Annotated in this window: 9 protein-coding genes; 8 read left to right on the top strand and 1 reads right to left on the bottom strand. The window is 65.2% G+C overall.

Annotated elements, in window-relative coordinates:
- Positions 1-80 precede the first annotated feature (80 nt).
- From CH271_RS09755 to CH271_RS09720, 8 genes are all read left to right on the top strand, one after another.
- Entirely contained in the window at positions 81-1,094 is a 1,014-nt protein-coding gene (locus CH271_RS09755) for an alpha/beta hydrolase (protein WP_052047297.1), read from the top strand.
- A gap of 222 nt (positions 1,095-1,316) precedes the next feature.
- On the top strand, positions 1,317-3,218 hold the full coding sequence (locus tag CH271_RS09750; RefSeq protein ID WP_094633426.1) for an alpha/beta hydrolase-fold protein: 1,902 nt from the start codon (positions 1,317-1,319) through the stop codon (positions 3,216-3,218).
- A gap of 82 nt (positions 3,219-3,300) precedes the next feature.
- Positions 3,301-3,846 carry a DUF732 domain-containing protein gene (locus tag CH271_RS09745; protein WP_094633508.1) on the top strand — a complete coding sequence of 182 codons (546 nt, stop codon included), beginning with the start codon at positions 3,301-3,303 and terminating at the stop codon, positions 3,844-3,846.
- A 10-nt stretch (positions 3,847-3,856) separates the two neighbouring features.
- Positions 3,857-4,810 (top strand): cutinase family protein, encoded by a 954-nt coding sequence (locus CH271_RS09740; RefSeq protein ID WP_037187191.1) that lies wholly within the window; start codon positions 3,857-3,859, stop codon positions 4,808-4,810.
- Between the two features lie 207 nt (positions 4,811-5,017).
- Positions 5,018-6,016 carry an LLM class F420-dependent oxidoreductase gene (locus CH271_RS09735; protein ID WP_037187193.1) on the top strand — a complete coding sequence of 333 codons (999 nt, stop codon included), beginning with the start codon at positions 5,018-5,020 and terminating at the stop codon, positions 6,014-6,016.
- A gap of 180 nt (positions 6,017-6,196) precedes the next feature.
- Positions 6,197-8,095: a long-chain-fatty-acid--AMP ligase FadD32 gene (gene fadD32 / locus CH271_RS09730; RefSeq protein ID WP_094633425.1), complete on the top strand. Its 1,899-nt coding sequence runs from the start codon at positions 6,197-6,199 to the stop codon at positions 8,093-8,095.
- A gap of 43 nt (positions 8,096-8,138) precedes the next feature.
- Positions 8,139-13,175, top strand: a complete 5,037-nt coding sequence (gene pks13 / locus CH271_RS09725) for a polyketide synthase Pks13 (protein ID WP_094633424.1) — start codon at positions 8,139-8,141, stop codon at positions 13,173-13,175.
- Positions 13,176-13,178: 3 nt separating this feature from the next.
- The gene (locus CH271_RS09720) at positions 13,179-14,723 is read left to right on the top strand and encodes an acyl-CoA carboxylase subunit beta (RefSeq protein WP_037187200.1); all 1,545 of its coding nucleotides are present in this window, start codon (positions 13,179-13,181) and stop codon (positions 14,721-14,723) included.
- A gap of 161 nt (positions 14,724-14,884) precedes the next feature.
- On the opposite strand, the gene CH271_RS09715 is transcribed toward CH271_RS09720, so the two are convergent.
- On the bottom strand, positions 14,885-15,847 hold the full coding sequence (locus CH271_RS09715; RefSeq protein WP_094633423.1) for a hypothetical protein: 963 nt from the start codon (positions 15,845-15,847) through the stop codon (positions 14,885-14,887).
- Between the last annotated feature and the right edge of the window lie 181 nt (positions 15,848-16,028).

Below are 16,028 nucleotides of genomic sequence, written 5' to 3'. Positions count from 1 at the left end.
GAGGGGCCACCAGTAAGCCCTGTTCGATTGCCGGGGGCCGCATGTCGCGGAGACCGCGTAGATGAGAGAGAGCACGATTCATGCGATTTGCCGGCCTCAGCAGAACACCGAAGGCGTCTTCACGCTGGCGTCAGCGCCTGCTCGGCGTCGGTGCTGCAGCGCTCGTCCTTCCCCTCGCAGCCGGTGTCGTCGGTGGAGCAGTGGCTGTTGCAGCGCCCGCTCCTGTCGCGCATCAGGCCCCTGCCGGTGGCCGTGAAGACCTGATCGTCCCGTCCGAGATGGGCCCCATCAAGGTTCAGGTGCAGTGGGCGGCCCGCGGCGGAAACGCTGCTCTCTACTTGCTCGACGGACTGCGCGCACGCGACGACCGCAACGCCTGGACGTTCGAGACCAACGCGCAGGATCAGTTCGCAAACGACGACGTGACCCTGGTCATGCCCGTCGGTGGTCAGTCGAGCTTCTACAGCGACTGGTACACCTCGTCGAACTTCAACGGCCAGGAAGTCACCTACAAGTGGGAGACGTTCCTGACCCAGGAACTGCCTGCGTTCCTCGAGAACTACGGTGTCTCGCGCAGCAACAACGGTGTTCTCGGACTGTCGATGGGTGGTTCGGCCGCTCTGACGCTCGCCGCGTACCACCGCGATCAGTTCAAGTTCGCCGGTTCGCTCTCGGGCTACCTGAACATCTCGGCACCCGGCATGCGCGAGGCCATCCGCGTCGCCATGCTCGATGCCGGACGCTTCAACGTCGACTCCATGTGGGGACCGCCCTGGAACCCGGCGTGGCTGCGTAACGACCCGTTCGTCTTCGCACCGAGGCTGGAGGGCATGTCCCTGTACATCTCGGCAGCCAGTGGTCTGCCCGGCGAGTTCGATCGACCGGCCGCGCCGATCGATTTCTACAACACCGCCAACGGCATGGCTCTCGAGGCCCTCTCGCTCGCCAACACCCGTGCATTCCAGATCCGCATGAACACCCTCGGCATCCCGGCCACCTACAGCTTCCCGTCCAACGGCATTCACGCATGGCCGTACTGGGGAGCCGAGCTGTGGAAGGCTCGCGGCCAGATCCTGGACGCGCTCAACGCCTGACACCGATCGACAAGTTGTTCTTCGAGAAATGCCGCCCCGCGTCTGTGCGCTGGGCGGCATTTTTCGGTCTCGACCGTGATCGCCACCGTCGACCCAGTTCACAATTGCACCACCAGTCACAGCGAGTCTGCTGCTCGTCGGCATCGGGCACGTGTAGAAAGACATACGAAGCATGTCTCGATAGGAGACCTTCGAAAGTCACGTCGAAAGAGAGTCACCATCATGCGCACTGAGCTTGTTCGGTTCGGTCGGACTACATCGGCCGGCACACGGGCTCGGCGAGCGGCAGCAGCGCTGACCGTCGCTTCCGCGCTGATGATCCCCTTCGCGACGACGACCGTTGCCTCCGCTGCCCCCGTCGCGCGGACGGCACCTGTCGCACTTGCCGGGCCTGCCTACACGCAGACGTCCGGTGCCACGGTGACCTCGGTGGATTGGCTCTCCGACCGTCGCGTCGCCCTGTGGATCGAATCTCCGTCGATGGGCACGCCCATCCAGGTTCAGCTGCTGCTCGCACGTGACTGGAACATCAACCCGCAGGCGACGTTCCCGCAGGTGTACATGCTCGACGGACTGCGCGCCACGGATCAGGAGAACGGCTGGACGGCCGAGACCGATGCCGAGTCGTACTTCGCCGACAAGAACGTCAACGTGGTCCTGCCCATCGGCGGCCAGTCCAGCTTCTACTCCGACTGGGTCGATCAGGACAACGGAAAGAACTACCAGTGGGAGACGTTCCTGACCAAGGAACTTCCGCCCATTCTGGAACGCGATTGGCGCAGCACCGACAACCGCGGAGTCGTCGGGCTGTCGATGGGCGGCACGTCCGCGATGTTCCTCGCGGCGCGTAATCCCGGTTTCTTCAAGTTCGCCGGATCGCTCTCGGGCATCCTGAGCACCACCTCGCTCGGCATGCCGCAGGCCATCCAGTACGCGATGACCGACGCCGGCGGGTTCAACTCGAGCGCCATGTGGGGGCCGCCGTCGAATTCGCTGTGGGCACAGCATGATCCGTACATGTTGGCCGACAAGCTCGAGGGCGTCAGTCTGTACATCTCCAGCGGCAACGGCTCGGCCGGACCGTACGATCAGCCGTCGCCCATTCCCGGCGTGAGCACCAACTACGCCGGCATGGGTCTCGAGATCCTGTCGCGACTGACCTCGCAGACGTTCGCCACCAAGCTCAATCAGCTCGGGATTCCCGCTCAGGTCAACTACCGGCCGTCGGGCACGCACTCGTGGCCGTATTGGCAGTTCGAGCTGCATCAGCTGTGGCCGCAGCTCGCCACCGCACTCGGTGTCGAGGTGGACAAGCCCGCGTGCAGCGCTGCCGGACTGATCGGCAACGCGAGCGGTGCCAATTCGTGGCTCGGGCCGTGCTTGACCGCCGAATACAACGTGGCAGGCGGACGGGCTCAGGACTTCACCTTCGGTCGGGTCTTCTTCACCCCCGATACCGGCGCGCAGGTCGTTGCCGGTGCCATCGGTGGCATCTATCAGGGCAACAGGGGCCCCGAGGGCGCTCTCGGCTTCCCGACGACCGGCGAGATCGGAACTCCCGACGGTCGTGGACGGTTCAACGCCTTCCAGAACGGCATGGTCTACTTCACGCCGCAGACCGGCGCGCACGCGGTCAAGGGCGCGGTGCTCGACGAGTGGGCCGCCCAGGGTTACGAGGGCGGACCGCTGGGCTACCCCGTGCTCGACGAGGTCGCGACGCCGAACAAGCCCGGATCGGTGCAGGGCTTCGAGATCGGTGCCATCTACACCTCGCCCGACGCAGGGGTGCACTCGGTGCAGGGCATGATTCTGGGCAAGTACGGCGAATTGGGTTGGGAGGGTGGAGCTCTCGGGTTCCCCAAGTCCAACGAGCTGGGCCCGATCAGGGACGGCGGACGCTTCAACCAGTTCGAGACGGGCAACATCTACTGGAGCCCTCTGAGCGGAGCCTGGTCCACCCCGTACGGTCCGATCTTCGACGCGTGGGGATCGGTCGGCTACGAGGGCGGCCGGTTGGGTTACCCCACCAGCGATCAGTTCGACATCGACGGTGGCGGTAAGCAGCAGAACTTCCAGTTCGGCATCATCACGCTGAAGGACGGCGTTGCCACGATCGCGCCGTAGCGAGGTGCACGACTCTTCAGAGTCCTCTCAGAGCGTGGCGGTACTGTCGCCTGCGAACCCGACGACCGAAGGATTTCGATCGATGACGCGTAATTCCCTCACCAGGACTCTGTCGCTCGGCGTGTTCGCCGTGGCGGCGAGTGCGATGCTGGTGGCCTGCGGGAGTGACGACTCGACGGCGACCGGAGCGCCGACGAGCACCACCTCGGCCGCTCAGACGACGACCGAGGCGAGTTCGACGACGTCGGCTGCCGAGACCACCACTGCTGCGCCCACCACAAGCCCGGGTGAGGCGGCCACCGCGCCGCCCGAGCAGCCGCAGCCCGTCCCGGACGATTTCCCGGGGCCGACGGAAAGCCAGATCGACGACCGCGGTACGAGTTTCCTGGACGAGTTGAAGAAGCAGGGCATCACTCCGGCGGGCAACGGCGACATCGCGGTGTCGACGGCCAATTACATCTGTGCCGCGCAGGCGCAGGGAGTCGCGGCGGAGGAGATCTCGACGTTCGTCACTGCGAACGTCGGCGTCGAGGCCAGCGCAGCCGGAACTCAGGTGAGCGAGACGCAGGCTCAGCAAACAGCCCAGACCTACATCGCCGCCGCGCAGGCGACCTACTGCAGGCCGTAGATCCACGGTGATGGCCAAGCGTAAGCGCAGAATTCTTCCGGTGATCGCCGTTGCGGCGATCATCGGTCTGATCATCGTCGCTCTGTGGTACCTGCTGGCCGGACGGCTGCCGAAGGAACCGGGTATCCCGGTGCCGCCGGGTCCCGAGGAGCCGACGTCGCAACCGGCGGACTGCCCCGACGTCCAGGTCATCGCCATTCCCGGTACCTGGGAGTCGTCTGCCACCGACGATCCGTACAACCCGACGGCCAATCCGGCCTCGCTGATGCTCAACGTCACTCGCCCGCTGCAGGAGCAGTTCCCCGGCTCGCGAGCCGACGTCTACACCGTGCCGTACGTGGCTCAGTTCTCGAACCCCATCGCACTGCCGCCGGACGGCCAGCAGTCCTACAACAACAGTCGTACCGAAGGCAAAGCCGTCGCCGTGCAGAAGATGACCGATGTCAGCGCGCGTTGCCCGTTGACCAACTTCGTCCTCACCGGTTTCTCGCAGGGCGCGGTCATCGCCGGCGACATCGCGGCTGACATCGGAGCGGGCAACGGTCCCATCTCCGCCGATCGGGTTCTCGGTGTCACCGTCATCGCCGACGGTCGACGCGACGGCGTCTCCGGTACCGACGTTCCGGCCCCGCTCGACGGCGTCGGTGCAGAGGTCGCTCTGGGCGGACTCGACCTGCCCGGCATCACGATGACGGGGCGTCGAGAAGGTGGCTTCGGTGCTCTCGACGACCGGACCAACGAGATCTGCGCTCCCGGCGACTTGATCTGCTCGTCACCGTCGGATGGATTGTCGCTCCGCAACATTCCGCAGAGCATCCAGATTCTGATCGGTGCTGCAGGCAACCCCGTTCATGCGTCGTACAACAGTTTTGTCGTCGACGAATCCGGTACGACGGCCACTCAGTGGACCGCTGCGTGGGCCGCCGGACTGATCGAGAACGCCCCGACGCCCGCGCATTCGTGAGCGATGACGCTTGATAACGGAAACGTCACAACGCAATGCGTGGCGATCTATTGCCAGGCACAAACCTGAGCCGTGAAACCCCCCAGCCGGTGTGATCGACTCCGGTCAGCAGCTAGAGTGGCGCCTTGGACCTGCGCAGATCGGCCTCGGCCGGGCTGCTCTCGCCACCCGAAACAAGACCGCTGCACACTCCGAGGAGAGCAATAGATGAGTTCCGCCGAGGCCGCGACCGCAGGGCCGCGCAAATTCCGATTCGCTGCAGGCGGAGAGGGAAACGCCGAGGAGGGCGGGGCTCGGAAGTTCATCAAGCTGGCGCAACAGGCCGAGGAACTGGGCTACGACAGCTTCATGATTCCCGACCACCTGGGTAACCAGGTCGGTCCGATCGCGGCACTCGGAGCACTCGCCGTCGCCACCGACAAGATTCGGCTCGGCACTGCTGTCCTGGCCAACGGCTTCCGGCATCCCGCGGTGCTGGCCAAGGATGCGGCCACCATCGACGTGCTGTCGGGCGGTCGACTCGAACTCGGTCTTGGTGCCGGGTGGATGCGTGAGGAGTACGACAAGGCGGGTATCACGTACGACCGCCCGGGCGTGCGCATCGAGAAGCTCGAAGAGACGCTCGAAATTCTCGACGTCCTGTTGCGCGGTCAGGAATGCAACTTCGAGGGCAAGCACTACACGATCGCAGGACTCAAGGGCAGTCCTCGGCCACGGCAGGGGCCGCGTCCTCCGATCTGCATCGGCGGTGGCGGTCCGAAGATGCTCGCGCTCGCGGCCAAGCACGCCGACATCATCTCCGTGGTGCCGAGCACCTCGAAGGAGGGCAAGCTGTTGCTCTCGGGCATGACCATCGAGAAGACCCTCGAGCGAGTCGAGCTCATTCGCAGCGCTGCGGGGGATCGGTTCGACGACATCGAACTGAACTGGGCCATCACCACGATCGTCGTCACCGACGATCGGGAGCAGATGGCCGAGATGGCGCTGGCGGCACTCGACAACGGCTACCCACCGAACGTGGACGTCGACGTCAAGCTCACCGTCGAGGACATTCTGTCGTCTCCGTACCTCGCATTCGGGACATACGAGGAAATTGCCGATCAGATCCGTAACGTTCGCGCGCGAACGACGATGTCCTATGTCGGGGTTTTCCCTACTCAAATGGAAGCATTCGCGCCGGTTGTCGACTTGCTGAAAGGCGAGTGACGTAGGCGCGTGTCGGTACGATGTAGCTGGCCTCGAAACCAGGTGCCAAACCGACACCGTAAGAGCTACTAGTCAGTAACATAAAACGCTGTTCGGTGTCTGCATGCACGTAGCCGGTCGTGTGGGCCCAGGTCACGCAGGCTGTGTGGCAGCGGATTCGTGTCGGAGGAGATTGAAGTAATGAGCCACACGTTCGATGATTTCATCGATGAGAACGGCCACATCACCATCGGCGAAGGGCAGACACTCGTCCGCCACGTCGAGGTGAACGTGCAGGAGAATTCCGACACGCTCGCGTACCGGTTCGTCGACTACTCCCGGGAACGTGACGGTGAAGCTCACGAGCTCACCTGGGCCGAGTTCGGTACTCGCCTCAAAGCTGTCGCTGCTCGCCTGCAGCAGGTCACCCAGCCCGGTGATCGCGTGGCCATCCTGGCCCCGCAGGGACTCGAGTACGTCATCGCCTTCTTCGGTGCGATCTACGCGGGCACCATCGCGGTTCCGCTGTTCGATCCCGACGAGCCCGGTCACACCGACCGCCTGCATGCCGTCCTCGGTGACTGCAAGCCCAGCGCCATCCTCACCGCGAGCAATTCGGCTGCAGGCGTGCGCGCGTTCTTCCGCGCGCTGCCTGCTGCGGAGCGGCCCAGGATCATCGCGGTGGACGCCGTCCCGGACAGCGTCGGCGAGACGTGGGTCGAGCCCAAGGCCGGGCTCGACGACATCGCCTACCTGCAGTACACGTCCGGCTCGACGCGTACCCCGGCCGGCGTCGAGATCACGCACCGGGCAGTGGGCGTGAACGCGCTGCAGATGGTCGACAGCATGGAGATCAACCACGACTCCCGCGGCGTCACCTGGCTGCCGATGTTCCACGACATGGGCCTGCTCACCGTCATCCTCCCGGCGCTCGGCGGCAAGTACATCACCATCATGAGCCCGCGTGCCTTCGTGCAGCGGCCCTGGCGCTGGATCAAGGAGCTCGCCGCAGTCTCCGACGGCGCAGGCACCTTCGCAGCAGCACCGAACTTCGCGTTCGAGCACGCCGCCCAGCGCGGTCTGCCGAAGAACGGCGAGAGCCTCGACCTGTCCAACGTCATCGGTCTGATCAACGGCAGTGAGCCCGTCACCACGTCGTCGATGAAGAAGTTCAACGAGGCGTTCGGTCCGTACGGTCTGCCGAAGTCCGCGATCAAGCCGTCCTACGGCATGGCGGAGGCGACTTTGTTCGTCTCCACCAGCAAGCACGCCGACGAGGCGAAGGTGGTCTACGTCGACCGCGTCGAGCTCAACGCGGGCAACTTCGTCGTCGTCGCCCCCGACGCCCCCGGTGCCATCCCGCAGGTGTCCACCGGAACCGTCGCCCGCAGCCAGTGGGCTGCCATCGTCGATTCCGAGACCGTCGCCGAGGTTGCCGACGAGCACGTCGGTGAGATCTGGTTGCACGGCGAGAACATCGGCAAGGGCTACTGGGGCCGCGAAACCGAGACCACGGAGACCTTCCACAACAAGCTCGTCCACCGCAATCCCGAGGGCTCGCACGCAGAGGGCGCTCCCGAGGGTGGCAACTGGATGCGTACCGGCGACTTCGGCGTCTACCACGACGGCGAGCTCTACATCACCGGCCGCGTGAAGGACCTCGTCATCGTCGACGGCCGCAATCACTACCCGCAGGACCTCGAGTTCTCGGCTCAGGAAGCCAGCAAAGCCCTGCGTCCCGGCTTCGTCGCGGCCTTCGCCGTCCCGCTCAACCAGCTTCCGGACGTCGTGTTCGAGTTCAGTGGCGCAGCCCTGACCAAGGACTCCGACGACAGCTCCGAGCAGCTCGTCATCGTCGCCGAGCGCGCACCCGGCTCCGGCAAGGCAGACCCGGCTCCGATCGCCGACGAGGTGCGTGCCGCAGTGTCCGCCCGGCACGGCGTCACGGTTCGCGACGTCCTCCTCGTACCGGCCGGTTCCATTCCGCGTACGTCGAGCGGCAAGATCGCTCGACGCGCATGCAAGGCGGCGTACATCGAGGGCACGCTGCGTGGCGGTTACCAGCAGACGGCCTTCCCGGACGCAGAACTGCCCGACTGACGGACGCATCTTCCGTTTTTCCTCCGACACGACTTGGTGAGTAATGGCTGAACTAGAGACAGACAAAATCGAGCGCGTGGACGGCGGAGACCTCACGGTTGCGCAGCTGCGGGACTGGCTGCGCAACTGGGTTGCGGACGCGACCGGGCAACCGGCGTCGGCCATCTCCGACGACCGCCCGATGGAGGAATTCGGTCTGTCCTCTCGCGATGCCGTCGCACTGAGCGGCGAGATCGAGGAACTCGTGGGGGTCACGTTGACCGCCACCGTCGTCTATCAGCACCCCACCATCGCTTCGCTCGCCAAGATCATCATCGAGGGCGAGCCGGACGAGCCGGTCGGCACCGTCGACGATGCGTTCTACACCAGCGGTGGCCAGTCGGGCGACGCGCACGACGTCGCGATCGTCGGTCTGTCCTCCCGCTTCCCTGGCACCGGACACACTCCGGAAGAGATGTGGTCGCTGCTGATCGAGGGCCGCGACGGCATCACCGATCTGCCCGACGGCCGCTGGCAGGAATTCACCTCCGATCCCGTCATCGCTGCGGCGGTGGCCGCGACGGTGACCAAGGGCGGTTACCTCGACGACGTCAAGACCTTCGACGCCGAGTTCTTCGCGATGTCGCCCAACGAGGTCGTCAACGTCGATCCGCAGCAGCGGCTCGCGCTGGAACTGACCTGGGAAGCGTTGGAGCACGCGCACATTCCGGCCAGCTCGATCAAGGGCAGCCAAGTCGGCGTCTTCATCGGCAGCTCCTCCAACGACTACCAGCTCATCGCCGTCAGCGACCCGGCCGTGCACCCGTATGCCCTCACCGGCACGTCCACCGCCATCGTCGCCAACCGAGTGTCGTACTTCTACGACTTCCGCGGGCCGTCGATCGCCGTCGACACCGCGTGCTCGTCGTCGCTGGTCGCCGTGCACCAGGCGGTGCGCAGTCTGCGTACCGGCGAATCCGATCTGGCCGTTGCCGGTGGCGTCAACATGCTGCTCGCGCCGCCCATCACCGTCGGATTCGGCCAGACGGGTGTGCTTGCGCCCGACGGCCGAATCAAGGCCTTCTCCTCCGACGCGAACGGCATGATCCGTTCCGAAGGCGGCGGACTCGTCGTGCTCAAGCGACTCGAGGACGCCGAACGCGACGGGGACGACATCCTCGCCGTCATCGCCGGATCCGCGATCAACCAGGACGGCCGCTCCAACGGACTGCTCGCACCGAGCCCGGACGCACAGGCCGATGCGCTTCGGTTCGCATACCGCGACGCCGGTATCAACCCGTCGGGCGTGGACTACATCGAAGCGCACGGCACCGGAACCATTCTGGGCGACCCGATCGAGGCCGACGCTCTCGGTCGTGTGGTCGGTCGTGGCCGTGACGCCGACAAGCCGGCTCTGTTGGGATCGGCGAAGACGAACTTCGGCCACCTCGAATCTGCCGCAGGCGCAGCAGGTTTGATCAAGGTCGTCCTCGCGATGCAGCAGAACAAGCTGCCCGCCTCGCTGAACTACGCGGGCCCCAACCCGTACATCGACTTCGACAAGGCGCACCTGAAGGTGATCCCGGAGGCCACCGACTGGCCGCGGTACACCGGCAAGGCCGTCGCGGGCGTGTCCGGGTTCGGATTCGGTGGCACCAACGCGCACGTCGTCGTGCGCGAGTACGTCCCGGGTGAGACCGACGGCGCATTCGACCCCTCGGCCGTGGACCCGGACGCCGCGGTGGTGGAGGGCGTCTACGAGGAGCAGCTCGATTCCGAGACGACCGGCCCGGTCGCCGAGGCCGAGACCATCCTGGCAGAGTCCACTGTGTCCGATACTGAAACCGGCTCGGAGACAGTGATTCTCGCGGTGTCCGCCGCCCTGCCGTCGCGTCGTAAGCGGGCTGCATCGGAATTGGCCGACTGGCTCGAGACCGAAGAGGGCAGCACGACGCCTCTCGTCGACGTCGGCCGCACGTTGGCCCGCCGCAACCACGGGCGTTCGCGCGCAGTGGTTCTGGCCTCCACCACGGCCGAGGCCATCGCGGGCCTGCGCGCCATCGCCGCCGGCAAGCCTGGCCCGGGCGTGTTCTCCGCGGATTCACCCGCGTCCAACGGAGCGGTGTGGGTGTTCTCCGGCTTCGGTTCGCAGCACCGCAAGATGGCATCGCGGCTGTACCGCACCAACGCGGTGTTCGCGGCCGAGGTCGACAAGGTGGACGAGCTGCTCGTCGACGAGGCCGGCTACTCCATCCGCGAGATCATCCTCGACGACTCGCAGACCTACGAGTTCGAGAACTCCCAGGTCGGCATCTTCGTCATCCAGATCGCCTTGGCGGCAACGCTTCGCGCGCACGGTGCCGAGCCGGCAGCCGTCATCGGCCACTCGATGGGTGAGGTCGCCGCCGCCTACGTCGCCGGTGGCCTGAACCTCGAAGACGCGGTGCGCATCATCTACGCCCGTTCGCGACTGCTGGCCGAGGGGCAGGACGGACTCGGAGCTGCATCGCAGGGTGCCATGGCTCTCGTCGAATACACCCCGGACGAGGTCAAGACCCTCACCGATCAATTCCCCAACGTCGAACCCTGCGTCTACGCAGCACCGACGCACACCACTGTCGGAGGACCACGCGCCGAGGTCGAGGCTCTCGTCGACATGGCCGAGGCAGCAGGCAAGATGGCCCGCCTGCTCGACGTCAAGGGTGCCGGACACACCGCAGCAGTCGACGTGCTGCTCGGTGAGCTGGCCGCCGAACTGGCCGGAATCGAACCGAGCAAGCTCACCGCCGGGGTCTACTCGTCGGTCGATCGTGAGGCGCACTATCGCGTCGGGCATGCGGCGATCCACGGTGTCGACTACTGGACCAAGGGAATGCGTCATCCGGTCTGGTTCACTCAGGCCGTCAATGTCGCTGTGGGAGACGGTCACACGACGTTCGTCGAGCTCGCTCCCAACCCGGTCGCGTTGATGTCGGTGGCCGCCACGGCATGGGCTGCAGGCGTCGCCGATTCGACTCTGATCCCGACGCTCAAGCGCAAGGAGGACGAGTCCGAGACCTTCCTCGCCGCTCTCGCGCAGCTGTACGTCCACGGCCACGCACTGGAACTGGCAACGCTGTTCGAGTCCGGTCCGTACGCGCCGATCCCGCGAACTGCGTACCTGCGCAAGGAGTTCTGGCTCAACTCGCAGGTCAGCTCCAGTGGTAACACGCGGGTGCCCGGCGCACGCGTCGCACTGCCCGACGGCCGCCACGTCTGGGAAGTTCAGGCCTCGGCCGTCAACGGTTTCGATGCACTCGTCACTGCTGCTGCGTCGCAGGTGTTCTCCGATGTGGCCCTGGGTGTTTCGGTGTCCCATGCCGGCGTGCCGAAGGTGGGCACTGTCGTCACGACCCTGACCTCGCACCTCGGTGGCGCGTCGGTTCAGGTGCACGCACACGAGGGCTCGGCGTTCACCCTGCTGCACGAGGCCGTCGTCACATCCGGTGACGTGCGTCCGGAACCCGTTGTCGCTCTGGAAGAGCGTTCCTCTTCTCCCATGGAGGAACTGCCGGAGGTCGTCGAGACGTTCGGTGATCGCTGGGATCCCAACGGCAATCAGAAGCTCGAAGACCGGCTGGCCATCATCGTCGCGGAGTCCATGGGCTACGCGCCCGAGGATCTGCCGCCCGAGGTTCCGCTGATCGAACTGGGTCTCGATTCGCTCAGCGCCGTCCGGATCAAGAACCGGGTGGAGTACGAATTCGACATCCCCACAGTGCAATTGCAGGCCGTGCGCGACGCGAATCTGCGTGAGGTGGAAAAGTACCTGCGCTACGCGATCGAGAACCGCGACGAGGTGCAGGCCCTCGCAGACAAGCAGGCGGCGGAGAAGGCGGCCGAGCAGGCTGCTGTTGCGCCTGCTCCGGTCGAGCCTGCCCCCGTTGCCGAGGATGTCGCTCCCGTCGAGACGGCTGCCCCGGCTGTTGCTGCCGCGGCGCAGACCGACCTCGGCGGTAAGGAAGCCTTCGCCGAGGCCGCCGGATCCGACGTGCCTCCGCGCGACAATGCCGAGCGGATGACGTTCGCGACATGGGCTGTGGTGACGAAGGAATCGGCCAAGGGCATCTTCAACACCCTGCCCATCCTCGACGACGAGACGGCCGAGAAGTTGGCCGCTCGTCTGACCGAGCGGGCAGGCGGCGAGATCACTTTCGACGACGTCCTGGACTCGGAGACCATCGAGCAGCTCGCCGACAAGGTACGCCCGCACCTCGAAGACGGTGAGATCGACGGCGTCGTACGCAACCTGCGTGCCCGCCCCGAAGGCTCCACCGCCACACCGGTGTTCGCGTTCCACTCGGCCGGTAGCTCCACCGTCGCCTACGAGCCGCTGCTGCGGAAGCTGCCTGCAGGCACGCCGATGTACGGACTCGAACGCGTCGAAGGGCCCATCGCCGTACGAGCCGCGGAATACGTGCCGCTGATCAAGGCGATCCAGCCCGAAGGACCGTACGTGTTCGTCGGCTGGTCGCTGGGCGGCATCCTCGCCTACGAGGTGGCGCGTCAGATGGAGGAAGAGGGCATCGAGGTGGCGTACGTCGGGCTGCTCGACACCGTCATGCCCGGTACGCAGATCCCGGACACCAAGGACGAGGTGCGCAAGCGCTGGGAGCGGTACGCGGCCTTCGCGAAGAAGACCTACAACGTCGACTACCCGATTCCGTACGACAAGTTGGTCGAATCGGACGACGAGGGGCAGATCCGCATCATCACCGATCTGGTGAAGCTCAGTGGCGCGAAGATCCCCGGCGGCATCATCGAGCACCAGCGCACGTCGTGGCTCGACAACCGGGCGATCCAGACGGCCGAGCTCAAGAAGTACGGCGGACACGTGACGCTGTACATGGCCGACAAGTACCACGACGACGCCATCGCCCTCGAGCCCGCGTACGCCAGCCGTGAAGAGCACGGTGGCTGGGGACCTGTGGTCGAGGACCTCGAGATCGTGTACGTCGGAGGCGACCATCTCGCCGTCGTCGACGAGCCGTACATTGGAAAAATTGCGGCCCATTTGTCGAAGACGCTCGAGAACATCGAGTCTGCAAGAACCGGAGCGTAGATCTTGAGTGGCACCACTGCGGAGAAGCTGGCCGAACTACGGGCGAAGCTCGAACAGGCCAAGGAGCCGGCCGGCGACATCGGCGTAGCGAAGCGTGCGAAGAAGGGCATCCCCAGCGCCCGCGATCGCGTGAACTCGTTGCTCGATCCCGGTAGCTTCGTCGAGATCGGCGCACTGGTGAAGGCCCCGAACGATCCCGGCGCCCTCTACAGTGACGGCGTCGTCACCGGTCACGGAACCGTCGACGGCCGTCCGATCGCTGTGTTCTCGCACGATCAGACGGTGTTCGGCGGAACCGTCGGCGAGATGTTCGGCCGCAAGGTCGCCGGCATCATGGACTTCGCGATCAAGATGGGCTGCCCCGTCGTCGGCATCAACGACTCCGGTGGAGCACGTGTGCAGGACGCGGTCACGTCGCTGGCCTGGTACGCCGAACTGGGCCGACGCCACGAGGCGCTGTCCGGTCTGTGCCCGCAGATCTCCCTGATCCTCGGCAAGTGTGCCGGTGGTGCCGTGTACGCGCCCATCAACACCGATATCGTCGTCGCCACCGAAGAGGCGTACATGTTCGTCACCGGCCCGGACGTCATCAAGTCCGTCACCGGTGAGGACGTCAGCCTCGACGAACTGGGCAGTGCTCGCGTCCAGGCGGTCAACGGCAACGTGCACCACGTGGCAGCGGACGAGAAGGCCGCGTTCGAGTGGATCCGGAACTACCTGAGCTACATGCCGTCGAGCTGCCAGGAAGAGTCGCCGGTGATCAACCCGGGGCTCGAGCCCGAGCTCACCGACTCCGATCGCAAGCTCGATTCGTTCATGCCCGACGCCGACAACGCCGGCTACGACATGCACGACATCATCCTGCGTATTTTCGACGACGGTGAATTCCACGAGCTGTCGGGCCAGACGGCACCGAACGTCATCACCGGCTTCGCCCGCGTCGACGGCCGGCCGGTGGGCATCGTCGCCAATCAGCCGATGCACCTGTCCGGGGCGCTCGACGCCAAGGCAGCGGACAAATGCGCCCGGTTCATCCGCCTCAGCGATGCCTACAACATTCCGATCATCTTCCTGGTCGACACACCCGGCTTCCTGCCCGGCGTCGACCAGGAGACCCTCGGCGTCATCCATCGCGGTGGCCGCTTCATCTTCTCGTTCGTCGAAGCGACAGTGCCGAAACTGACTGTGGTGATTCGTAAGTCGTACGGCGGCGGCTACGCGGTGATGGGCTCGAAGCAGCTCGGATCCGACATCAACCTCGCCTGGCCGACCGCCCGCATCGCCGTCATGGGTGCCGAAGGTGCCATCAACATCATGAGTCGCAAACAGCTCGCCGAGGCCGGAGAGAATGCACCGGCGCTGCGCAAGCAGCTCATCAACTTCTACAACGAACACGTGGCAACGCCCTGGATCGCCGCCGAGCGTGGCTACATCGACGCGGTCATCGAGCCCTCCCAGACGCGCCTCGAAATTCGTAAGGCCCTGCACATCCTGAAGGACAAGGAAGTGCACAAGAGTCCACGTAAGCACTCGTTGCTTCCAATCTAGCGAGATTGAAGTGGTGCCCCTGCCCTCGCATGGGGTCGCTTCGCTCCCGTTCGCGTCAATGGACCACTGCACCGTTCAGACGTATGCAATGGTCCATTCACGCGACGGGCGGGCCGGTGTCAATGGACCACTGCACCGGTCAGACGTGTTCTGTGGTCCATTCACGCGGTCGATTCACGCGGAACCATCACTACATCCGGTCGAGGTCGGGCGAGAGCGTGCTGGTAGTTCATCCGTAGGTCGTCGAGCACCTGATGCGGTCGATCGCGGATGTCTTGCGGTGAATGGGATACGACGATCAGACCGTGGGCCTGCATTCGGTTGCGTCGGGCTTGTGTCCGCTGGTAGTCGGCCGGTGACAGATGATGGGTCACGGAATCGATCTCCCGTGCCAGTGCCACGGCGTCGATCCACCCGTCCGTGTTGGCGATGAACTCTCCGCTTCGGGCGTAGATGTCGCAGTTGTGCGTCATCGTGGGCAGCCCGCTGGTTCGGTACAGACGTTGATCCTTGAGTTCGGCCACCGAGTGCGCGTTGTCCCGCAACTCGAGAAGCACACGTCGGGTGAGCGCGCTGTAGCGTCGCGGCCCTTCGGCCAATTCGGTGGCGATTTCGTCGATGGACGCGCTGCCTCTTTGGAGCACCTCGGTCAGCAAGGTGACGCACCGTGCCTCGGATCTCGCGGCCCGCGTGGCGTCGACCAATGAACGCACCAGAGGAGCAACTCGGATGCTGCCCTTGGTGATCGGCTCGGGAAGCCGCCACGTCCGCTCTGCTCGGACGAAAGACACCGATGCCCGACGCATCTCCGCGGGCAGCAGCAGATGAACCTCCCCGGAGGATCCGTTGGTCCCGTATCCGAACGAATCGAGTCCGACGCAGCCGGTGATCATGCTCGTCGGGCCGCCGTACGCGAGCGCCGCGGCTGAGCGCTCGAGGGTCGAGGGATGGCCGTTGCGCAGCAGTACGACACCCGGTAGCAACCGCTGCCACGGACCGCCTGCCGCGCATCTGCCGTCGATCGCTGCGTCACTCACGCCCACTTCGCGAAGCTGTCGGCGCGTCACTACGCCGGTCGAGCTCAGGTCGAACAACGAACCTGCGTTCCACTGTCGTCTTTTCATGCCCGAAGAGTCGAATTCGGCACCGACACGTTTTTCGCATTTAGACGCTGTCGTCGATTGTCTGTGGATACCCGACGAGGCTGTGGATGGATCGGCTGCTACCGGTCGCGAGCCGGACGACGCTGTCGGACTCGAATGATAAGGCCGGCAGATGGAGTCCGATGAAGTCCGCGGTCTGTGC

Source organism: Rhodococcus sp. 05-340-2 (genome assembly GCF_002258915.1).
In the GTDB taxonomy this organism is placed as follows: domain Bacteria; phylum Actinomycetota; class Actinomycetes; order Mycobacteriales; family Mycobacteriaceae; genus Rhodococcoides.
The sequence above is the reverse complement of the archived record's forward strand: the minus strand, read 5'-3'. Positions and strand labels throughout refer to the sequence as shown.

What these genes read in the sequence shown, in the direction of transcription:
- CH271_RS09715 (WP_094633423.1), bottom strand. Translation starts at nt 15,847, where the DNA reads ATGAAAAGACGACAGTGGAACGCAGGTTCGTTGTTCGACCTGAGCTCG.
- CH271_RS09745 (WP_094633508.1), top strand. Translation starts at nt 3,301, where the DNA reads ATGACGCGTAATTCCCTCACCAGGACTCTGTCGCTCGGCGTGTTCGCC.
- pks13 (WP_094633424.1), top strand. Translation starts at nt 8,139, where the DNA reads ATGGCTGAACTAGAGACAGACAAAATCGAGCGCGTGGACGGCGGAGAC.
- CH271_RS09755 (WP_052047297.1), top strand. Translation starts at nt 81, where the DNA reads ATGCGATTTGCCGGCCTCAGCAGAACACCGAAGGCGTCTTCACGCTGG.
- CH271_RS09740 (WP_037187191.1), top strand. Translation starts at nt 3,857, where the DNA reads ATGGCCAAGCGTAAGCGCAGAATTCTTCCGGTGATCGCCGTTGCGGCG.
- fadD32 (WP_094633425.1), top strand. Translation starts at nt 6,197, where the DNA reads ATGAGCCACACGTTCGATGATTTCATCGATGAGAACGGCCACATCACC.
- CH271_RS09750 (WP_094633426.1), top strand. Translation starts at nt 1,317, where the DNA reads ATGCGCACTGAGCTTGTTCGGTTCGGTCGGACTACATCGGCCGGCACA.
- CH271_RS09735 (WP_037187193.1), top strand. Translation starts at nt 5,018, where the DNA reads ATGAGTTCCGCCGAGGCCGCGACCGCAGGGCCGCGCAAATTCCGATTC.